The sequence below is a fragment of the bacterium genome (assembly GCA_012517375.1).
Lineage (GTDB): Bacteria > Hydrothermota > Tepidihabitantia > B3-TA06 > B3-TA06 > JAAYVC01.
Window position 1 is genome coordinate 1 of sequence record JAAYVC010000082.1, and the last position, 20,260, is coordinate 20,260.

General features: G+C 51.3%; 19 protein-coding genes and 3 pseudogenes. 10 read left to right on the forward strand and 12 right to left on the reverse strand.

The genetic code is table 11. The annotated features are described in order from the left end of the window. Both GX441_08810 and GX441_08815 read right to left on the reverse strand, forming a co-directional pair. Positions 1-1,033 (reverse strand): transglutaminase domain-containing protein (locus GX441_08810; GenBank protein ID NLI98742.1); only part of this gene is annotated, 1,033 nt, incomplete at its 3' end. Positions 1,034-1,267: 234 nt separating this feature from the next. Next, the gene (locus GX441_08815; GenBank protein NLI98743.1) at positions 1,268-2,440 is read right to left on the reverse strand and encodes a PLP-dependent aminotransferase family protein; all 1,173 of its coding nucleotides are present in this window, start codon (positions 2,438-2,440) and stop codon (positions 1,268-1,270) included. A gap of 524 nt (positions 2,441-2,964) precedes the next feature. Between GX441_08815 and GX441_08820 the strand changes: the two genes are divergently transcribed. The 4 genes from GX441_08820 to GX441_08835 are packed head-to-tail and all read left to right on the forward strand — an operon-like array spanning position 2,965 to position 7,114. Then, a complete protein-coding gene (locus GX441_08820; GenBank protein NLI98744.1) occupies positions 2,965-3,174 on the forward strand; it encodes a hypothetical protein in 210 nt (69 codons plus the stop codon). 45 nt (positions 3,175-3,219) lie between these two features. Further along, a complete protein-coding gene (locus GX441_08825; GenBank protein ID NLI98745.1) occupies positions 3,220-4,674 on the forward strand; it encodes an RtcB family protein in 1,455 nt (484 codons plus the stop codon). A gap of 9 nt (positions 4,675-4,683) precedes the next feature. Next, positions 4,684-6,477, forward strand: a complete 1,794-nt coding sequence (gene uvrC, locus GX441_08830) for an excinuclease ABC subunit UvrC (GenBank protein ID NLI98746.1) — start codon at positions 4,684-4,686, stop codon at positions 6,475-6,477. Then, positions 6,467-7,114, forward strand: coding sequence for an MBL fold metallo-hydrolase (locus tag GX441_08835; protein ID NLI98747.1), 648 nt, complete (start codon positions 6,467-6,469; stop codon positions 7,112-7,114). The genes uvrC and GX441_08835 overlap by 11 nt, the downstream gene beginning before the upstream one ends. Positions 7,115-7,131: 17 nt before the next feature. On the opposite strand, the gene GX441_08840 is transcribed toward GX441_08835, so the two are convergent. The 10 genes and pseudogenes from GX441_08840 to GX441_08885 all read right to left on the reverse strand — a co-directional run bounded on the left by GX441_08840 (position 7,132) and on the right by GX441_08885 (position 14,538). Beyond that, positions 7,132-7,740 (reverse strand): hypothetical protein, encoded by a 609-nt coding sequence (locus GX441_08840; protein NLI98748.1) that lies wholly within the window; start codon positions 7,738-7,740, stop codon positions 7,132-7,134. Between the two features lie 113 nt (positions 7,741-7,853). Next, the gene (locus GX441_08845) at positions 7,854-8,414 is read right to left on the reverse strand and encodes a hypothetical protein (protein ID NLI98749.1); all 561 of its coding nucleotides are present in this window, start codon (positions 8,412-8,414) and stop codon (positions 7,854-7,856) included. Beyond that, complete coding sequence (locus GX441_08850; protein NLI98750.1) at positions 8,407-8,979, reverse strand: hypothetical protein; 573 nt, start codon at positions 8,977-8,979, stop codon at positions 8,407-8,409. The genes GX441_08845 and GX441_08850 overlap by 8 nt, the downstream gene beginning before the upstream one ends. Positions 8,980-9,064: 85 nt before the next feature. After that, a complete protein-coding gene (locus tag GX441_08855) occupies positions 9,065-10,918 on the reverse strand; it encodes an OmpA family protein (protein NLI98751.1) in 1,854 nt (617 codons plus the stop codon). Then, positions 10,915-11,664: a hypothetical protein gene (locus GX441_08860; GenBank protein ID NLI98752.1), complete on the reverse strand. Its 750-nt coding sequence runs from the start codon at positions 11,662-11,664 to the stop codon at positions 10,915-10,917. The genes GX441_08855 and GX441_08860 overlap by 4 nt, the downstream gene beginning before the upstream one ends. A gap of 10 nt (positions 11,665-11,674) precedes the next feature. After that, positions 11,675-11,938, reverse strand: coding sequence for a T9SS type A sorting domain-containing protein (locus tag GX441_08865; protein ID NLI98753.1), 264 nt, complete (start codon positions 11,936-11,938; stop codon positions 11,675-11,677). A gap of 348 nt (positions 11,939-12,286) precedes the next feature. Continuing rightward, a pseudogene (locus GX441_08870) lies at positions 12,287-12,631 on the reverse strand (PKD domain-containing protein). A 27-nt stretch (positions 12,632-12,658) separates the two neighbouring features. Further along, positions 12,659-13,204, reverse strand: a pseudogene (locus GX441_08875) (PKD domain-containing protein). A 600-nt stretch (positions 13,205-13,804) separates the two neighbouring features. Continuing rightward, positions 13,805-14,173: pseudogene (locus GX441_08880) on the reverse strand (hypothetical protein). Positions 14,174-14,313: 140 nt separating this feature from the next. Next, positions 14,314-14,538: a hypothetical protein gene (locus GX441_08885; protein ID NLI98754.1), complete on the reverse strand. Its 225-nt coding sequence runs from the start codon at positions 14,536-14,538 to the stop codon at positions 14,314-14,316. A 176-nt stretch (positions 14,539-14,714) separates the two neighbouring features. On the opposite strand from GX441_08885, the gene GX441_08890 reads away from it, so the two are divergent. The 6 genes from GX441_08890 to GX441_08915 all read left to right on the forward strand — a co-directional run bounded on the left by GX441_08890 (position 14,715) and on the right by GX441_08915 (position 19,774). After that, on the forward strand, positions 14,715-14,993 hold the full coding sequence (locus GX441_08890) for a hypothetical protein (protein ID NLI98755.1): 279 nt from the start codon (positions 14,715-14,717) through the stop codon (positions 14,991-14,993). Next, on the forward strand, positions 14,980-15,831 hold the full coding sequence (locus GX441_08895) for a hypothetical protein (protein ID NLI98756.1): 852 nt from the start codon (positions 14,980-14,982) through the stop codon (positions 15,829-15,831). Before GX441_08890 ends, GX441_08895 begins: the two co-directional genes overlap by 14 nt. Before the next feature lie 59 nt (positions 15,832-15,890). Next, positions 15,891-16,667, forward strand: coding sequence for a rhamnulose-1-phosphate aldolase (rhaD, locus tag GX441_08900; protein NLI98757.1), 777 nt, complete (start codon positions 15,891-15,893; stop codon positions 16,665-16,667). A gap of 32 nt (positions 16,668-16,699) precedes the next feature. Further along, positions 16,700-17,776 carry a site-2 protease family protein gene (locus GX441_08905; protein ID NLI98758.1) on the forward strand — a complete coding sequence of 359 codons (1,077 nt, stop codon included), beginning with the start codon at positions 16,700-16,702 and terminating at the stop codon, positions 17,774-17,776. A 319-nt stretch (positions 17,777-18,095) separates the two neighbouring features. Then, the gene (gene lgt, locus GX441_08910; GenBank protein ID NLI98759.1) at positions 18,096-18,995 is read left to right on the forward strand and encodes a prolipoprotein diacylglyceryl transferase; all 900 of its coding nucleotides are present in this window, start codon (positions 18,096-18,098) and stop codon (positions 18,993-18,995) included. A 53-nt stretch (positions 18,996-19,048) separates the two neighbouring features. Further along, positions 19,049-19,774, forward strand: coding sequence for a ComF family protein (locus GX441_08915; protein ID NLI98760.1), 726 nt, complete (start codon positions 19,049-19,051; stop codon positions 19,772-19,774). Positions 19,775-20,260 lie beyond the last annotated feature (486 nt).

Below are 20,260 nucleotides of genomic sequence, written 5' to 3' on the forward strand. Positions count from 1 at the left end.
CGGATATGTAGCTGGGGGCCATTTTCTGCGTCGCAAGGTTTTGCGCAAAGTCTATATCCCTTGAGTGTTCACCGAACACATAAAAACCGGTTTGTATCGGTTTCGTTGATACACCCTCGGCATCAAACGCAGGCGGCATGGCGAATAACCCCCCGGGCTGTATGCAGAGGAATGTCTTCGAGATGCCGAGATCGGGATAATCCACCTTTATGTTGTTGCCGATGGCTACTATCAAACGTTCGGGGTAGAGATTGCCATAGAGCCAGTCCGCGTCATAGGTCGGCATGCCTCGTGAATCCGCAAAAGATTTTATGCGGTTTTTTTCGTCAAGGAAAGCCTTGGACTTGCCTTTAAGACCCTGAGCGGTGGATGCATCGACCGGCATCCAGCCGTAACCGGGCATAAGAATCTCCGCCCACTGGTGGCCGGCATCGGTCAGCCACACGCATGTTACCGTTCTTGCAGGTATACCGAGACTTCTGCACATTGCGCAAAAAACGACGCTGAACTCACCGCAGTCTCCCTTTAACGTCTCAAAAGAATTGGCTGCCCCTCTCTTCGTCTGGTCTGGGTATTCGTAAACCATGTTATCGGTTACCCAGTCGAAAACCCTTTTCGCCATGCGGTACGGATTGGTTTCTCCCTTGGTTATTTCTTCCGCTTTAGAGCGTATCTTGTCTGTGATTTCTATCCAGGGCTCGGATTGGGTGAAACGCTTGTATTCTTCCGATTCTTTGTCGTATCCGCCTATGGATTCAGGATTGACGCAGGAGATTACTGGTTCCCGAACGAACTTAAAGTCGTAATAAGCGTAAAACCGCTCCTTGTTTTTTAAGTCTCTGAATCTCCAGAAGATGATCTGGTTCCCTGTAAGGGAATCGGTCGTTATCTTCTCCGGTTCGGGGAAAATATCTCTTATTTCTACATTCTGTCCAGAGTGATTAACGGGCAGGGCGACCCATAACCTGAGTTCGCAGGAATCGGCATCCGGATGAATGCTTTCAAAGAAATGCCAATATCGTGCATCGGTCATTTTACTCTCCAGTTTCGGAGTTTGCATCACTGTAAAGGAGAAAAACCGCAAGGAAAAGGCCTGCCTTGATCGATAATGCTGAAGCGCGCATGTTGTTGCTCCTTTTTTATGGTTCATCTCCGCGTATTAAAACCCGACACATTAGACGTCGGCGCATATTAAAAGATATGCAATATCAAGGAATCAAAGGGATATCGTTAGCGGAGACGACATCCCTAATTTTATTTAAAATAGTTACTTAGCTTCTTCCTTTATCAGAGCGGCAAGGCGTTTTGCGCCTTCCTTTATCTGCTCTTCTGACGCGTAGCTGAAGTTTATGCGCATGCAGTTCTGGCCCTTGCCGTCGCAGTGGAACGCTGAGCCCACAACGTATGCTACCTTCTTCTCGATCGCCTTCGGGAAGAGCTCGGTAGCGCTCATGCGCTCGGGCAGAGAGACCCAGAGGAAGAGTCCTCCCTGGGGCCGGGTCCATTTGAGTCCCTCAAGCTTCGGCATCTCGGCGTCGAACACTTCAAGCATGATGTTGCGCTTGCGGAAATATGCCGCCCTGATGCGCTCAATCTGCTTCTCGAGAAGCCCTCTTGCCATGTACTCGGCTATCATTATCTGACCCGCAGGAGCAGTGCAGAGATCGGTGGCCTGCTTGCCCATGACGAATTTCTCCATCACCGGTTTGTTCTTCGTGATCATCCAGCCGATGCGGAAGCCCGGGGCAAGGATCTTCGAGAATGTGTGAAGGGTTATCACCCTCTCGTCGTCGTCCATCGTTATCATTGGGGCGACGGACTCGCCTTCAAATCGCAGCTCCCTGTACGGCGTATCCTCTACCACGAACGTATCATATCTTTTTGCAAGCTCTAGAACCTTTTTGCGGCGCTCAAGGGTCGCGGTGACGCCCGAGGGGTTCTGGAAATCGGGCACGATATAAATAAACTTAGCCTTTTTGCCTTTCTTATCCAATTCCTTGAGCTTTTCTTCAAGGATATCGACCCTTATGCCGTCGAAATCCTGCGGGACGCCTATCATATCGGCGCCGTAGGAGCCGAAAGCCTGCAGCCCCCCAAGGTATGACGGAAGCTCCATGATGACGGGATCGCCCTCGTTGACAAGGGCTTTTCCTACAAGGTCGAGTCCTTGCTGAGAAGCTGTCGTAACGAGCAAGTCCTCGACCGCAATCTTAGTCCCTTCGCGTCCCTCAAATGCTATAAGTTCCTTGAGAAGGCCGGGGTCACCCTCTGTAGTTCCGTACTGTAGGACTTTTGAACCCTGTTTGTCTAGAACATCCACGGCAATCTTCTTGAAGTCTTCAACCGGGAATAAATCCGGAGCCGGCAATCCTCCGGCGAAGCTGATGATATCGGGTTTCTGCGTGAGCTTTAAGAGCTCGCGTATCTCGGAGCGGCGCATTCGTTTTGCAGCATTCGAGAACAAATGGCTTGCATCAAAAGACACGATTCCTCCTAGGTATTCAGCCTCAAGCCTACACGAAAAAAACTTCCTGTCAACCCCTGGAAATGCTCCGTCAAACGCGAACGTTCACAGCATTCCTGTCTTAAGTTTTTTAATAATGAAAGTTATGCCCTTTGAGGGCCAGGCGGCTTGTTTTCGGGGCGTTTTTCATCGATTTTTCGCTTGCCGGTTCGATGTTCCCCGTTTTTAGCTTATTAAGGGTCGATTTCAGTATCCTATCAGTAACCGGGTCACTGTGTTGGACGAAAGTCTAAGGTATTCCGATTTTTAAAAAACCTACTTGATAACCAGGGTTTAGTCTTATAGTAATAAAGTCAGTTGAAATAAAAGAAGAAGTCGGAAATGGCATGCAAGAAGCTTTTGAAGAAGAAGCTTATAGTTGTTCTAATGAGGGCGCGGGGTAATCGAAAGGATGGTTGCCCTTATCGGGGGCGAGCTTTTATAGGGGAACAATCAAGACCATGCAAAGCTATCTCAAATATCGAGGTCGCTCAGCGACCTCGATATTCTACCCCAGACACATAGAGAAAAAGCATAAGCGCTTCTTTCTTCAAGCCTTGTGTCAATTAAGTAAAGAAGAGAATGAAGCGATGTTCGAAGAAGGCGAGGAGTTCGAGCGTTCGATGCCTCATGAGGAGTACGAGGAGATGGTTGAGCGGCTCGAGAAGTAGAGTCGGGCTGATTGACAGTCAAAAGACAACTTCTATAATCACACTATGAGCGACAAAGGTTACCAGGGAAAGCTCGAAAAGCTCGATGAGAACCGCTGGAGAATCCCTAAAACTGGAGGGATGAGGACGGACGGCATCATATACACGTCGGAAAAGCTCCTCCCTAACCTGCTCAAGGATAACGCACCCGAGCAGGTTGAAAACGTTGCCCACTTGCCCGGAATCGTCGGAAGTTCCCTTGCAATGCCTGATATCCATTGGGGCTATGGTTTTCCGATAGGCGGAGTGGCTGCGTTCGATCTCAAGGATGGTGTAATCTCTCCCGGCGGAGTAGGCTATGACATCAACTGCGGTGTCAGGCTCATGAGAACGAATCTCACAGTCGATGAGGTTAAGCCAAGACTTCCAGAGCTTCTCGAAACCATCTTCTCGACAGTGCCTGCAGGCGTCGGCAAGAGCGGTCGGATAAGAATCAACCGTAAGGAGCTGGAAAAGGTGCTTGTTGAAGGCGCTCGCTGGGCCGTGACAAAGGAGTATGGCTGGAAGGACGACCTTCTGCACACCGAGGAGGGAGGCAATCTCAGCGGTGCAGACCCTGCTATGGTATCAGACCGCGCCTTTGAACGCGGTCTTCCGCAGATTGGAACGCTCGGCGCAGGTAATCACTTCCTTGAGATACAGAAGGTCGACGATGTATACGACTTAAAGGCGGCAGAGGTTATGGGTCTACATAAGGGACAGATAGTCGTCATGATTCATTCAGGCTCGCGCGGGCTCGGATACCAGATATGCGACGACGCAGTAAAAAGTCTCGGGCGTGCGGTTCAGAAGTACGGCATATCCATTCCTGACCGCCAGCTTGCCTGCGCGCCCGTATCCTCCCCTGAGGGCAAAGCCTACTTCGGTGCAATGGCCGCTGCCGCAAATTATGCCTGGGCGAACAGACAGACGATGATGCACTGGGTCAGGGAAGCTTTCGAGAACGTTTTCAGCAAAGGAGCTGAATCGCTCGGCCTCCTGCTGGTCTACGACGTTGCACACAACATAGCCAAATTCGAGAAGCACGAGGTCGAAGGCAGGCGGGCGAAGCTGTGCGTGCACCGCAAAGGCGCTACGCGCGCGTTTCCCGCGAATCATCCTGACGTGCCAGTAGATTATCGCTCCATCGGTCAGCCTGTAATAATCCCTGGCGACATGGGAACCGCTTCATACGTTCTGCTCGGAACGGAAAAGGCGATGGAGGAGACCTTCGGCTCCACCTGTCACGGCGCAGGCAGGGTATGGTCGCGCTCGCATGCGATGAAGGAGATATCGGGTCACGAGGTAAAGGCGCGCTTAGAAAGGGAAGGCATCCTCGTCCTCTCAACGTCCACGAAGACCCTTGCCGAGGAGACTCCTGAGGCGTACAAGGATATAGATGAGGTTGTTGAAGTTGCCCACAACTCCGGGATTTCAAGAAAGGTCTGCCGCATGAAGCCTCTGGCTGTTATCAAGGGGTAACTAAAGCTAGTGATAGCCGAACATGTCAGGGATTTCATAAAGTCCGCTCCGCACAAGCCGGGCGTTTACATATTCAAGGATTCAAAAGACAGGGTTCTTTACGTAGGCAAGGCCGCCAATTTAAGAAACCGGCTTTCATCCTACCTCACGCCCTCGACTCAGCCCGCCATAGCGTTCGTACCTAAAGCGGCAAAGGTCGAAGTGACAATCACATCGACAGAGGCCGAGGCGCTCATATTCGAAGAGAACCTCATCAAGCTCTCGAAACCCGTATACAATATCCGCTACCGGGACGACAAGCGCTATCCATATCTCAAAGTAACAATAAAAGAACCTTTTCCGAGAATCTACGTCACCCGCAACGAACGAAGGGACGGCAATCTTCTTTTCGGCCCTTACTCGTCCGTAAAGAATCTCAAACGTACGCTTGATGCTGTTAAGAGGATATTCAAGGTCCGTTCATGCGGATACAACCTTCCTTTAGAAAGACCTTCCCGACCGTGCCTCTTGTTCCAGTTGAAGCTCTGCTCCGCTCCATGCCGCGAGGGAGCCTCGGATAAAGAGTACGAGAATCAGCTCAAAGGGTTGATAGAATTCCTGATGGGCCGCTCGGAGGAGCTTGAGCAGGAGACCGAACGCCGCATGTGGCAGGCTTCCGAAGCCCAGCAGTTCGAGGTTGCTTCATTTCTGCGAGACCAGCTTCTTTCCATACGCGAAGTCAGATATCACGCCAAGGAAGCCTCTCTCGATTCCACGCCCCGTGATTTCGTGATTGCGGCAAGACAGGGATCAAGAGCGGCGGCGGTTCTTTTGAAGCTGCGCGAACGCCGCATGTATGCCCATGAAACTTTCATGCTTACCGTTCCACGTCACAGTTCCGATAAAGAGATAATCCATGACGTGCTGCGCTTAATCTACACCCATACCTACGATATACCCGACGAGATAGTTCTTCCTCTCCTGCCCGAGGATTCAGATGTTTTCCTGGAATGGTTTGAGACCTATCGCGGGAAGAAAGTCAAGCTTTCGGCCGGTGTCCGTGATGAGAAGCGCCATCTTCTGGATATAGCCCTAGAGAATGCAAAGCTCGCTATTGCACAGGACAAGGAGGCTCCCAGATCGGATCCCCTTCTTGAAAAGCTCCAGGATTATCTGAATCTTGCAACCCTTCCTTCCCACATAGAGATGATTGATATCTCGAACATACAGGGCACGAATCCGACCGGTTCCATAGTCGTCTTCAAGAACTCAAAGCCTGCCAAATCGCTCTACCGCAAGTTCAAGATAAAATCGGTCAAGGGTTCAAACGATCCTTTGATGATGACCGAAGTCGTGGCGCGCAGAATCTCAAGGCTCCAGAAGGAAGAAAAGAGCCTGCCGGACCTCCTAATCCTCGACGGCGGCAAGAGCCAGATGTCAATCGTTCGCGAGTTCCTCGATTACGTAGATGTAGACCTTCCGGTTTTTGCCTTCGCAAAGACCCACGACCACCTCTTCAGTCGCGACGGCAAGGAGGTCGTTATCCCGGCATCGGATCCCGTTCTGAAGCTCCTCGTCCGCATCCGCAACGAGTCCCACCGGTTTGCTGTGGAGTACCACCGCAAGCTAAGAACAAAAGCCTCAGTCTCCTCGGAACTCGATCTCGTTTCCGGAATAGGCGCAAAGAAGGCACGCGCTCTCGTGCAGTTCTTCGGGTCTGTGCCCCGTATTCGCAAGGCTTCCTTGAACGAGTTAAAGCAGGCGCCCGGCATAGGGCCCGGTCTTGCCGAAAAGATATATAAGCATTTCCATCGTGAAGCATAGCGCGAGAATCGAAGACGTAAGCCTTGAACGCTTCATTGTTGGTCCGCTCCAGGTAAATTCCTATCTGCTTCTATCAAAGACCTCCGCGTTACTTATCGACCCCGGGTTTCCCGAAGACGAGCTTATCGCCTGCGCCGCATCACTTGCTAATCTCGATGAGCGAACGGCGCTACTCACTCACGGGCACTTCGATCACAAGGGTGCATGTCCCAGGCTTCAGGAGATGGGGTGGAAGATAGCGGTCCATGAGAATGACAAAACCCTTCTTACCCGGTCGTCATCGGTCTTCACTTTCCTCGGATATCCGTCGGCCGCTCTTGAACCCGATATCGTATTCAAGGGGGGAGAGGTTATCGAAATAGGCGGTGCAGAATTCACCGTGCAGCCTACGCCCGGGCACTCTCCAGGCAGCGTCTCATGCATCGAAAAAAACAGACGCTGGGCGTTTACGGGAGACACGCTATTCGCCGATTCCATAGGCCGCACCGATCTTGCGGGCGGTGATACCGACCTCATCATGCAGTCTGTGGAAATTCTGAAGTCCCTCCTCCTTCCCGAAACGCTCGTGATGCCCGGTCACGGCGGCAGGGCCCTTTTCGGAACAATCCAGCGAATCAATCCCTACCTTAATACCTAGATACCGCGCGCGATTCGTTACCTGAACTCTACATCCCAGGTGCAGGCTTCGTCGCCTTCAAGACAGCAGTGTGTTTTTGTCATTTGAACGACCGTCCTGCCAGTTAGCTCGATAAGACGTCTTGTCCAGTTTTCGAAAATCATGCAGCTTATTCTATGGGTCTTCCAGTCGTACAGCGAGATCGATAATAGATTTTTTCCCTTTTCCTTAATCGTGACCTCTCCTGATGAATGCACCCTTCTCCAGAACGTCGAGGAACGCCTTATAAGCGCCGCAGGGGTCAGAAATGACAACAACCCCTTCATGAATCCTGAAACGCTTTGTTTGAACATGTAGTTGACCAGTTCGTCAATGATCTGCTTCTCGTTCATCTCTGATTTGAGATAGTCTGCGACTTGCTCGTAAAGGGGATATACTTCGTGAGCCGGATACCATTCCTTGGTATCCGACGGATGAAACTTGTTTTTCTCAAGCTTCGTGATGCGTTCCTTTAAGGGAGGGGGGAGGGTTTCAAGGAAATCCTCGAAGCGCTCGAAGCCGTAGGTCTCTATAAGCCAGCCGCAGACCGCGCCGTACAGAAGTCCGCGAATTTTATAACCGGATAGCTCTGCCTCAGAATTATTCATGCATAAAGTCTATAAACGAAAATCAATCTGTCAAGTGAACAACACACACGCAAACATATCTGCGACTCACCCTGATGTTTTACGGATTCAGCTGCGTCGCTGCAATTATTGAGTCAGGCCAGTTTTATGTTCCAGCGGCAGAATTCGGCGCCTTTGTGCACGCAGCATGTCTTTTCAAGCTTGTATTTTTTCACGCCCGTCAGTTTTATCATCTCCTCTAGCCACAATCCCACGACGTAGCAGCCGAACTCGACCTCCTTCCAGTCGTACACAGTCACATTGAACTCCCCGGAAGAAACCTTTTCGGTCTCCATCCTGCCGGATGAGTACATGCGGCTCCAGAATGCGGAGGCGCGTCTTGCAAGGGTTATAGGCGAAGCGAAGGATGCAAGGCCCTTCAGGAATCCTGAGATGCTCTTTCTGATGCTTGTTCTGACGACCTCTTTGTGGGCCTCTTCGCCAAGAATCTCGTAGAGGCGTTCGTGAATGGCGAAGGAATCTTTAACGGGATACCAAGCTGCCCTGTCGGCATTCTCGAGAATGGCTGCCTGGAAATCCGTCAGGGACGCCTTGAATGAGTTGAAGAAATCGACTCCCTTGTGTTCAAGTATCCACTCCTTCAGCAATGCACCGAAAACACCCCTTCCGCAGCCTGGTTCTGGTTTCTCAGGCAAAATGCACCTCCCATCGGCAGAAAGGGTCGCCCTTGTGAACGCAGTGAGTCTCAGTTACTTCGATATCCTTGCCTCCGGCCATGCTCACGAGTTCCCTGAACCAGAGTCCGTGTATCTTGCAGTGTACTGGGCTGTATGCCCAATCGTAAAGGGTTATGGTGCCGTGAGTGGGATTGTGAACCGCAGTGTCAAAACGTCCAGTCGAGTGAAACCGCTTCCATAATGAAAGCGCTCTTTTTGCTAGATCGAGTGGCTTAAGGAATGAAACCAGGCCTCTCAGAAATCCCTTTATAGCCTGGTTGACGTAAAAATGCACATAATCCTCGAGATGTTCCTCCCCGAAATGGGCGAACATTTTTTCGTATAAAAGCTTGGAATCCTCTACAGGATACCACGCTGCCTGATCCGCATCCTCCAGTCTTTCGGCTATTTCTCGCGGCAGCGTTTCTGAGAATTCCAGGTAGCGTTCTTCTCCGAATTTCTGTATTATCCAGTTCCTGACCTTGGGATAGAATTCACCCCTGTCGTATGCACCCATTTTTTCCCCAGAAACTGTTCCGTCCATGATAGGATTATACATGATACTATAAATGCGTCAAGCAAGAAAAAGAGCGCGGCAAAGCCGCGCTCAGAAAATTAAAAAATCCGCTTTATCTTGAAGTCGGAGGTTTCACTCCGTGATCGCCTCCATCGTCCGCGCCGCCTTTAGAGAACGAAACCTCCACCCTGCGGTTGGCTTCGCGGCCTCTGTTGTAGCGGTTGTCTCCAACAGGATAGCGTTCACCGTAGGATTCAATCCTCATGCGGTCGGCGGATATGCCTTTTGCCAGAAGGAAGTCGTATACGGCTCTGGCCCGCTTCTCTCCGACTCTTATGTTCGTGGCGTCTGAACCTATGCTGTCCGTGTGGCCTTTGATGATAATGGTTGCATCGGGATGCGCCTGCATGGTCTCAATTATCTTCTCAAGGTATGGAAGCTGCATCAAGGAAAGGTCTGTCTGGGCTTTTCCGAAACCTGTGATCACTATATCCTCGAGCACAACCGGTACGGGCTTCTCTATCTGCGAGAGGAATACGTCGATAATCGTGTCCTGGGCTACTTTGATGGTAATTGTCCGGCTATCATCAACGTACCCTTTCGAAGAAGTCTGCATCTTGTATGCGCCGGGCTTGATGTTCAGCCTGAAATAGCCCGTGATAGGGTCAGAGACTATGGGGTTCAGGACGGTTCCAGAATCTATATCCTCGAATCGGATGACTGCCTTCAAAGGTTCTGATGTGGCGGCGTCGGAGACTATGCCTGCAAGCCATGATTCCTTAATCTTTTCGAGTTCCATCTCCAGAGGAACCTTTTCTTTGCTCGAAAGAATCACCTGTAGCTCCTCAGGCACCCTTGCCTCGGGATGATAGTTCTCCGCGTTAACGTAAAGCGAATCGGTCGCAAGAAGCTCCTTTTCGCTTATTACGAAGTGTCCGAGACTGTCCGTAGTCATCATGAGCGCCGAGTCCCTGTCTGGCCCTGAGATGACTATCTGGGCGTCCTTGATAGGTTTTCCGGTCTCTGCATCGACAACGGTTCCCTCAAGGAATTTCTCCTTCGGTTTTATGAGGTCTCCGCCGATGCCCACTCCCGCATAGAGCGAGAAGGTTGACCCGAAGTTCATGGGATCGGCCCCGGCTGCCAGCGTGAACAACAGTCCGAATCCCTTGTTCTTGCCCATCATTATCGGGAATCTTACGCCAAGGCTCATGTGGGTGGAGATGCCTGTAAGGGTATCCGGGGTGAGCATTGGAAGACCGTAGTTCAGATTGAAATCGAGGTACGGGTTTAGCCATGGGAAGGGGTTTGATTCAACACCTAAACCGGCGAGTATCGTCTGGGGGAACTGCACGGTAGCGGCGTCTATCGTGTGAGCGCTGCGGTACCAGTATCCGGCGTTAACGTGACCGGATATGTACCTTGATTCCATCGAGAAGAGGAGCTTTCCGCCGAACTCCGGACCTGCCTGGTCGAACGGATAGTATCCCAGGTACTGGCTCATGGTGGCATTGCCAGCGGCATCCATCTCGAATGGAAGCGTCATATTAAAGAAGCCGTCTATGCCCAGAGCGGTCACAAGCGGTGCATCCAGAGGCGTGAAAGGAATACTTCCTTTGATGTGAGCGCCTACGTCTCCAAGACCGAAAACCGATGCCGACGTTTCCGTGTTGCGATAGAAATACGCAGAACCGAAGGCGGAAAACTCGAGATAATGCCAGGGTGTGAATCCCAGGGATATCATGGGCTTCAATGCCTGGTTATGATACTCTGCATCTATCGTGCCTCCGGAATCCTGGAATATAACGTGGTCGAGATACCCTTCAGGTGTGATATTGAACCAGAGGAACCCCATGTCTTCGCATCTTGCAGAGGATACGAAGTTAGTGCCCTTCGTGCCGTAAAAGGCTGGCAGGGCAAAACCCATGGAAGTCATCAAAAGTAGCAGCGGAAACAGCTTTCTCATCTAGCCTCCTTGAAATCATCAACTTTGCCTGTTATAAGTGAAACATGGCCTTTCCTTTCCTGCTGCTGCATGTGAAGAACTGCAACAGGAGAGGCAGCTGGAATTACACTGTCTGCAGCAAGGTCTATTATTGCGTGGCCGGTATTGGGGATGTGATCGCGATACTCGGATGTACCGGGATTGCAGAGGAGAATGGACATTACATTGATGGCGCCGGCGGGATTACCGATATCCGCAAGGCTTACGGAACCCATGACGGAATCGGTATTTGCAGGCTGATACGGGGTTGCAACGGGTCCGACTTCTTCCCAGATTGGAGGGGTTACAGCCGAGTTCCAGCGGTAGATAAGGTTGGAGTTCTGTGTACCTGTGGATGTTGTGTCAGTACCGACGAACATCATGTAGTCAGCGCCTATATCGTTCGGCGCTTCCCATGTGCCGGGCGTCGTTGCAGAAAGCCCGGTTGCCGCGCTGGCATCCGTATCGAAAAAGACGGCGAACTGGACGTTCGAGGCTGGATTCGGTACAGGAGCCCATGTTTCGACCTTGAACAAAAGAACGTTGTCCGAAAAATCAGCGTCAACGTAAAGGTAATGGCCGTTGTAAGCGACTGAGCCGTCGTTGGCGTCGGTTGAAAGAAGGAGCCAGTCAGCCGGTCCGGTGTATATAATGCGTTCGCGGCATCCGGTTAGAATAAAAACCGACACAGTCAAAGCAACTACCGCAAGAAGAGCTAAACGTTTCATTTTTATCTCCTTATCTTGTTAAGACGATTTTTGAAGTGGCGAGGCCTTCAGGAGCGCGAAGCTCAATGAAGTAGACACCGGGGTTAGCTGCACGTCCGTTTTCATCCAGAAGATCCCAGATAAGCGTGTGTTCTCCTGCAGGCATCTCCTGCGATAAGAATCTTTTAACGAGCTGACCGTTTACATTGTATATGGTCAGTTGAACGACCGCATCCAGAGGTAATCCATATCCGATTTCAATCTGTTTTAGAGAGATGCTTCCAAGCGCAGGCATGGTAAAGAAATCGGAAGGCAGCGCCGCAAGCACAATCGTATCGAATGCGGTATCCGCGCCGGATGTGTTTGTGACTATAAGCCTGACGATGAAGCTGCCTGTTGAAGTGTATACGTGCGTCGGATTCTGAGTAATCGCCGTATCATTATCGCCGAATGTCCACAGCCAGGCGTTAGGAGCAGGCGTTCCTGTCGAGTTGTCTGTAAACTGAACGCTCAAACGATGGGTAAGAGGTACATACGCCCTGTCCGGGGTCGACGTAAACGCCGCAACTGGCGGTGTTCCGGGCGTGGTTACAACAATGTAATTAGCGCGCTCCAGGGTATCGGCGCCGGCTGTGTTGGATGCAATGAGTCTCACCGTATAGGAACCTGCCGCATTGTAGACGTGAACGGGGTTCTGGTCACTTGAAGTAGAGCCGTCTCCGAACGTCCATGACCATGTCGAAGGCGAGTTCGAAGTCTGGTCGGTAAAGGTTACGCTTAAAGGCGCGTTTCCCGTGGTGGGCGTTCCTGAGAAGTTGGCTACCGGAGGCTGGGGAGCGGTTCCGACATTTATGTATCCTGTTCTTATGAGCGTATCGGAACCTGAGGGGTTTACCGCAATCAACTGAACGTCGTAGGCGCCTGAGTTGTTGTAAACGTGAACGGGATTCTGGATCGTCGAGGTGCCTCCGTCGCCGAAGCTCCACAGCCAGCCTGTCGGAGCGCCTGTAGACTGATCGGTGAATGTTACGGTCAAGGGCGCATTACCGGATGTTGGAGTTCCTGTGAAATTCGCCGTGGGAGCCCCCGCGCCCACAGAAATGTAGTTTGTCTTTGTCGCCGTATCTGCTCCGTCAGCGTTCGAGACTATGAGTCTTACCGTATACTGCCCGTCGGCAGTGTAGGCGTGAACGGGGTTCTGTATAGAGGATGTTACCCCGTCTCCGAAATCCCACGACCACGCGGTAGGATCTCCTGTTGAAAGGTCGGTAAAGGTTACGCTCAGCGGAGCCGAGCCTGATGTCGGAGTGCCTGAAAAATCGGCAACCGGCACGGCAAGAGGTCTAAAAGGCGCCTCAATGTTCATTATCCCGTCGTTCAGAATCTCAAGACCCGTATAAAGCTCATCGGGAAGCACGTACCATGAGCTTGCCGCCGGATCGGGATTCGACTGCCAGCCGTAGTTCAGGTGCCATTCGTCGTCTCCGGTTGTTTCACGGAATCCGTCGCAGACGATTGAATGTCCGCCCAGGGAGCCTGAAATGCCGAGCATGGCAGGCATGCTGTCCTTCATGTTCTGTTCAAGCACGGTGAAGAAATCGGGATCGCTGACGAGTTTGTAATCAGCCGTGCTGTAAGCGTATTTGTCTTTGTATGCGGCAGGTACAACAAAATGGTATGCTCCGGATCCCTCGCTTGTATAATCCATGTGAACGGAAACGCCGGCCGCAAAGGAGATGTCGGCGCAAGTTGCCGCGGACGGAGTGCCGCCATCGTAATCGATGGAGTGCAGGGTAGCGGTTGTTGCATCGATGTTTATCCCTCTTGTATCGGTGGTGTAGTTATCCGCAGAAGTGAATAATACCGAATCCGGATACTGCCAGAAGTTCATTATCTGAACCATGGCTGTTGCAACGCAGCCGACTACCGACCGCTGGCTTGTCACGGGATCCATTGGACATTTGTTGTAGTATGGCGACATCTGGTGCCACTGCGTTTCGACCCATCCGCCTGTCCATGTCTGACCTGCAGGGGGCCAGGAATCACCCGGTGCCGAAGGCGGATTGCCGCTCAAAATAGCGTTCCACTGGCCGTTGTATCTTGCGCGGGATTGAGGAGTAGTCAAACGAAGGCGTTCAGCAATATCGGCTCTCAACATAATAAGCAAAACGTTATTCGGGTTCTCTTCCCAAGGGAATGAACCGTATTCCGAGTAAGTAATGACCGGCACTACATCGGTATTTGCAGCTATAACAATGAATCCCTGAGGCTTGAGTTCGAAAACGTATGCCAGAAGCTCGCTACCATCCTTGCTGTAAAGAGGTTTTGGCTGATTATCAAGGGAGTATGAGTGGGATAAAGCGAAGTTTGGGTCGTTGAAACGTTGCATGATTATTTTCGTTTGAGTCCGGGCTGCCATGCTTGCGGCTTCAAGGGAAACCGAATCGGCATACAAAGCGCTTGCCGTCAATAATAAAGCAAGCCATATAAAAAACCGAGACGCAATCAATACTAACTTATTCCGAGGCATCTTTCCTCCTTAAATGATTAATTTCTATCTTCAGCCCTACGCTTCCTTATTTAGAATAATTTTAACTACTCTTGGAAGAGTGTCAAGCCCTGAATGAAGGGTTGCGAATGCGATTGGCACAAACTAATGATGAATTTAACTTACCGGACTTTCTGGAGTTCGTGCCAGTCAAGTTTTTCCTCACCTATAGCGATTATTTGATTCGGATTCAGGATGATTTTCGGTATGCCTTTTTTGGACGTGATTTTTTTTCGTATATTGCAGTTCTTTAATACGATAAAGGAAGGATTGTGTTCCCAGTTTTCAAGTGTATCACACTCTATTTCAATGTCGCTTTCACAGTATACCCACATTTTATCCTCCATCTTTTATATTAAGTTTACGAATTGTGAGACTAATGTCAAGCAGTTGATGCGAACGAGCAAATCTCAGTCGTCAACATAACATTGGAATTAAGATGTTGAAAAATAGAAGTATATAAAGCTTCTAAGCAAGATACCCTACAGGCTGGTATAGGGTATCTTGCTGATTGACGCAGGGCTTGTTAAAACTATTCTTCAAGCATAGACGAGTAAAAAATCCCGGACGACTAGAAAAGGGAAAAGAGGTTAAAATAGAGATTACGCCCTCCTCCCATACTTATCCGGCGACTGTCGGGGTCTCCCCGACAGTCGCCCTACCCAGCAAGGGAGGAAAAGGAAAAATGAAGGAAATTAATAAGAATAGAGATTACGCCCTCCTCCCATACTTATCCGGTGGCTGCCGGGGTTTCCCCGACAGCCACCTCCCTTTTACGGATGCATCAAATGTATACAGCTGATGCCAGGATAAACCTCTGCGACAGGGAACTCCTTTTCTATTACTACGTAAAAAGCCCGGTTCGCTACGCGTGTCAGAGGGTTTTTTCGCTTTTCCCAGCCGAGCCTATCATTCCTACGCACGAGACCATTCATGTAGACGTTCTCGATAGACCCAAGGAAGGAGTCGTATTTCCAGAAGCCCGCAACCTGGTTCAGGGGGCTGTCTGGTCGCTTGCAGAAAAAGGCGAGTATCTTTTCGTGAGAATCAAATCTCCCATGGTCGAAGGCGCATCCATGGAGGCGGTGCTTGCGCTAAAAAAGAAGCGCGTCAAGGTTTTTGTGGGCACCCCTTGGGTCGCTCAGAAGAGCTTTTCATCGGCATGGAATCTTTTGTTCCAGATTGTATTCAGAGCGAGTCTTGACCCTGAAAGGGAGCTTTTCGTTCGCGGACTCGGTCTTCTCGTTAAAAACAAAGGATTTCTCGTCGGCGCAGAGCCTCACAACAGTTCAAGAATAATATTGAATTCGCTCGCAGAACGGTTCCCAAGCCTTGGCGAAGATAGGCTTCTTGTCCGCAAGGAGAAGGACGGCGTCTATATCTACGCTACACCCTGGACTAGGAGCATCAACGCTTCCCGCTCCGCCAACGCCAGACTGAACAAGCTCGTTTACTTTAACGGCGGTACAGCCCTGTCACGCAACGAGATATTTTCCCATTTCGGCTCTGCAGTCGCGGACGGGTTGCCTGAGAATAAATCCTCAAGGACCCCTCTCGACGAGTTCGAGGCTTTCACCCTGCGGATCAATCACCCGGAATACCTGGCTCTTGAACTAGAGCGCCTGGCTCTCGAACAATAATCCTTTTTTCCCTCGTGCAGGCGCGTTGACAATCCACTATATCGTATGTAACATGTAAAATGTCAGATATCTTTAAGAAAATTACCCTCCACCACGAGCCGGACATCAAACAAACGGCCAGATTACTTGCGGAACGCGGCTGGGCCGAGGGTAATGGAGGCAACTTTTCCATACGTCTTGATAGATGCATAATAAAGGGTGAGCGGGTTCAGTTACCCTCATCGTTTCCGGCTCTGGCTGGTCAAAGCCTTCTCGTTAAGAGCAGGGGCAGCCGGATGCGGGATGTGGCAATCGACCCTTTGAGCCATGTTACCCTGTTATCCTTGTCCGAAAAAGGTGAATCCTATATCTTCGAAAGCAGCGCAGGATTTCCCACGAGTGAGCTCCTTAGCCATCTAGCCGTTCACGAGCTTCTTTCGACCGCTCGGCCTAATTTCAAGGTCTTGCTGCATACTCATCCGACCAACCTTATTGCTCTGACGCACTTGCTCCGCGATCCAAAAGATATCCTGAGGCTCCTACCAAGGATGTATCCCGAGGCCGCTGTACTGCTCTCAGGCAATCTCGAAATGCTGCCTTACTTGACTCCGGGTTCCGAAGATCTCGGCAAGCTGACCGCTCATGCCTTCAAACATGCAAATGCAGTCATTTGGTCCCTTCACGGAATGATTGCAGCCGGAGAGGATATTGCAGGCGCCTTTGACCTCATAGAGGTTACGGATAAGGCGGCAAAAATAGCGATTCTTTCAGGTGTCAGAAAAAGAAAAACGGGCATCCCTGACTCCGACATCGAAGCGCTGGCAAGACTCCGAAAGCTTCCCTCTGATTCGCCTTGACGCAGGCGCAACTTATTCTATAGTATAGACTGATGCATAGAGAAACAGCCGAGATCATCCCGAGGCTCGAAGGCCACATGAGGATAGACACCGTTCGAAAGGAAGAAAGGTTCATAACGCTCGAGGGTCAAATATTCGAACCCCGCTCTGAGAACGTCCTTGCTCTCAAGAATATCGTTTTAGGGGAGGGACTGACCCCCTTCTTCGAGAACAATAAAGGCTCCAATACCGCACCTCATTTATTGAAGATTGGGCTTTTCACTCTGCGCAAGGTCAGGCAGAGACCTTGGCTCAACATACTTCTCTTCGTCCTCACTTTCATAACCACCACCGCAGGCGGCGCACTGTTATCCGGAGTCGACGTGTTCGCTAACCCACTATTATTCTGGCGCGGGCTGCCGTATTCGCTTTCCATCATCCTTATCCTTGGGAGCCACGAGCTCGGACACTATCTCACATGCCGCTATTTCGGCATGCAGGCGACCCCGCCGTTCTTTATCCCCTTCATGCCGCCTTTCGGAACCATGGGCGCCGTTATACGGATGGGTCTTATTCCATCACGCAGGGCGCTCATACGTGTGGGTGCAGCTGGTCCCATAGTCGGGTTTCTTGTGGCTATTCCCGTGACCATTGTCGGACTCATGCTCTCCGAAGTCGTATCCACGCCTGCAACCTCGGGTGCTGTTCAGTTTGGAGAATCCCTTATATTCCAGCTCCTTTCCCTCATCGTGAAAGGACCGCTGCCCCAGGGTTCGACCGTCATGATTCATCCTGTTGCGCTTGCGGGCTGGCTCGGTTTCCTCGTTACAGCCCTGAACCTTCTTCCTCTTTCCCAGCTCGACGGCGGGCATATATCCTACGGTCTTTTCGGAAAGAACCGCATCTATCTATCCATTGCAACCTACGTAGCACTCGCATCGGTCGCCTTTTTCTTCAAATCCTGGAACTGGCTGGTCTGGGCGGCAATCACCCTTGCCTTCGGGTTCAAGCATCCTCCTGCCGAGGACGAGATTACGCCCCTGAAAGCGTCCGACGTGCTCTTCTCACTAGCCGCGTTAGCCATCCTTATCCTGACGGTCGTCCCTGTCCCGATGCAGATACTCAAATAATTCTCCTCAGCCCCCTCACCCGTAACACAACATCCTCAGACCTTCTCAGATCTCCTCGGCCCTCCCCGGCTCTCCTCTGCCCTTCTCTGCTCTCCTCAAGCCTTCCTCAGAACCTTCTCAGACCCAACTGACACTCTCAGAATTCTCGACATTTCGTCTTTGCCGGGTCATCCCGGGCTTCTCTGGAAGTAGTCGAAGGTGTTTCTGATATCCTTGTCAATAGGGGTCCCCAAATGAGTTCGTATCCGTTCGTCAGAACGGCGAAGTCATTTGGGTTAAAACCTCTTGACTTTTTGAAACTTTCGTCTAGGATACCGCTATGCTACCTGTTTTATTTGAATTGAACTTGCACTTCCTCGGTCTGGGGACAGTGGCCGTCAGAACCTACAGTCTTTTTCTTCTTCTCGCCTTTATTGCAGCCATTATCGTTTTCCATTTTATCCTCAAGAAACGTACCCTCATGGATACGGGCATTGTCACAGACCTTGCGTTCTGGGTCATCATTGGCGTGGTGGTCGGTTCGCGGTTGGCCTACGTTTTCATGCACTGGCCCGAGTTCAAGGACGCGCCGCAGAGGATATTCGCAATATGGGAGGGCGGCGCGGTTTACTACGGAGGGTTCATTCTCGCCTTTATTGCCGGCGGAATCTACGTGTGGGCGAAAAAGCTTCCTATCTTTCCCCTGCTTGACTCGATTGCGCCCGTTGTCGCGCTCGGAGAGGGCATAGGCCGCTTCGGCTGCTTTTTCAACGGCTGCTGCTTCGGGAATCCCACGGACGTCTGCGGCATAACCTTTCCTGAACATTCACTTGCCTCATTCGCTTTCGGACCCGACCACTCTATCTGGCCCACTCAGCTCTTCCAGGCGGGAGGAGGTCTTCTTCTCTTCGGCATCCTCCTTCTACTCATGCAGATTAAGAGCCTGCGCAAGGGACAGCTCTTCGGGTTTTTTCTTCTGGGTTTCGGCGGCCTGCGCTTCGGGGTAAACTTCTTCCGGTACTACGAGAACGACCTGAACCTCTGGACGAACCAGATAATCGCGCTCGGGCTGATGGCTGCAGGCATCGGTTTTGTGGTTCTCTGCCAGTTCATACAGCAGAAAGTTCCCTCGCCCGCGTGGATTGCCGCAGAACGCGCAAAGATGCTTGCAAAGGCGAAGGAACAGGAAAAGAAGCCATCGTCGAAGAAGAAATCATCCAAGCACAAAGGCAAACACTGACGCACGGAATCAGGCTCCAGGAATCTGTCCGTTGTTTCAACCCTGAATAAAGCATGATGAAGAGGGTGCTCGACGCCGTCCGCGATTTCTTTTTTCCGCCAGTATGCATTGCCTGCGAGCGTGATTCCCGCACGCTTCCCCTGTGCGAAGAGTGCGAGACAAAAATCCATGCAATCGAACAGAGATTCTGCCAGCGATGCGGAGCGCCGCTCGAAAAATCACGGCGCAGCAAGATATGCCTCGAGTGCGCGAAATACCCCCTCTCCCTATCACGGATACGCGCATGGGCGCGCTTTACCTATCCCCTGGACAAAGTCGTTTACGCATTCAAATACGAACAGCGCCAGAGGCTTGCCGGCTATTTTGCGCAGAAACTCTCGCTCGTGCTTTCAAGCGACCGGGCGCTCTCCACAGCCGACCTCATCGTTGCGATACCGCTTCATCCCTTCAAACGCTGGAGGAGGGGGTATAATCAGAGCGAGGAGCTTGCGAAAGCGTTATCAAGACAAGTGCGAATTCCTTGCGATAAAGTCCTATCCCGCAGCAAAATGACCCGCACCCAGACAAAACTTTCCGCATCACAACGCCGCGCGAACGTCGAGGGCGCTTTCAGCGTAAGCCCAAAAAGAGTCCACCTGCTTTCCGATAAGCGCATCCTTCTTCTGGATGATGTCATTACCACCGGCTCCACTCTTGACGAAGCTGCGAAGGTCCTCCTCGATGCGGGCGCAAAGGACGTGATGGGGCTCGCTATCGGCGGAGCGTGGATACCAAGATAAGCCCTCCTCAGAGCCCTCCTCAAAGCCCTTCTCAGAACCCTTCTCAGAGCCTTCCTCAGCCAACTCCAACTATCACCCTAGACGTCTGCCGCGCATTCGTCCGGGGACCCCGCGTCCCTCACCCGACGCTTTGCGCCACCCTCTCCCGAGGGGAGAGGGATATTTCTCTTCTTGAATAAGTGTCTTAACTATCAATACGATGATTCTCCGTGCTCACCCTTCGGAGCTTTGCCGGCTCGGAGCCGTCTCGCAATGACATCTATTGTCAAGTTGAGACGGAGAGATTGCAGGGAACGTCTAGTTTTTAGGATATAGTGCTATGGGATAGCTCCCTGCGTTCGCCCTTATACTGCGCCCCTCAGAGACTGGACACGTTGAGTGTTTAGAGGTAGAATGAGGCATCTAGCCAAGGAGGCAAGATGAAGCGCAGTAATTGGACGACAGAGGAGAAGCTGTCGGTGGTACTTGAAGGATTGAACGGCAGGA

Coding starts and splice junctions, on each gene's coding strand:
- GX441_08815 (NLI98743.1), bottom strand. CDS start 2,440: ATGCGCCGCTCCGAGATACGCGAGCTCTTAAAGCTCACGCAGAAACCC.
- GX441_08820 (NLI98744.1), top strand. CDS start 2,965: ATGCAAAGCTATCTCAAATATCGAGGTCGCTCAGCGACCTCGATATTC.
- GX441_08825 (NLI98745.1), top strand. CDS start 3,220: ATGAGCGACAAAGGTTACCAGGGAAAGCTCGAAAAGCTCGATGAGAAC.
- GX441_08840 (NLI98748.1), bottom strand. CDS start 7,740: ATGAATAATTCTGAGGCAGAGCTATCCGGTTATAAAATTCGCGGACTT.
- GX441_08850 (NLI98750.1), bottom strand. CDS start 8,979: ATGGACGGAACAGTTTCTGGGGAAAAAATGGGTGCATACGACAGGGGT.
- GX441_08855 (NLI98751.1), bottom strand. CDS start 10,918: ATGAGAAAGCTGTTTCCGCTGCTACTTTTGATGACTTCCATGGGTTTT.
- GX441_08860 (NLI98752.1), bottom strand. CDS start 11,664: ATGAAACGTTTAGCTCTTCTTGCGGTAGTTGCTTTGACTGTGTCGGTT.
- GX441_08865 (NLI98753.1), bottom strand. CDS start 11,938: ATGCCTGCGCTTGGAAGCATCTCTCTAAAACAGATTGAAATCGGATAT.
- GX441_08885 (NLI98754.1), bottom strand. CDS start 14,538: ATGGAGGATAAAATGTGGGTATACTGTGAAAGCGACATTGAAATAGAG.
- GX441_08895 (NLI98756.1), top strand. CDS start 14,980: ATGTATACAGCTGATGCCAGGATAAACCTCTGCGACAGGGAACTCCTT.
- rhaD (NLI98757.1), top strand. CDS start 15,891: ATGTCAGATATCTTTAAGAAAATTACCCTCCACCACGAGCCGGACATC.
- GX441_08905 (NLI98758.1), top strand. CDS start 16,700: ATGCATAGAGAAACAGCCGAGATCATCCCGAGGCTCGAAGGCCACATG.
- lgt (NLI98759.1), top strand. CDS start 18,096: ATGCTACCTGTTTTATTTGAATTGAACTTGCACTTCCTCGGTCTGGGG.
- GX441_08915 (NLI98760.1), top strand. CDS start 19,049: ATGATGAAGAGGGTGCTCGACGCCGTCCGCGATTTCTTTTTTCCGCCA.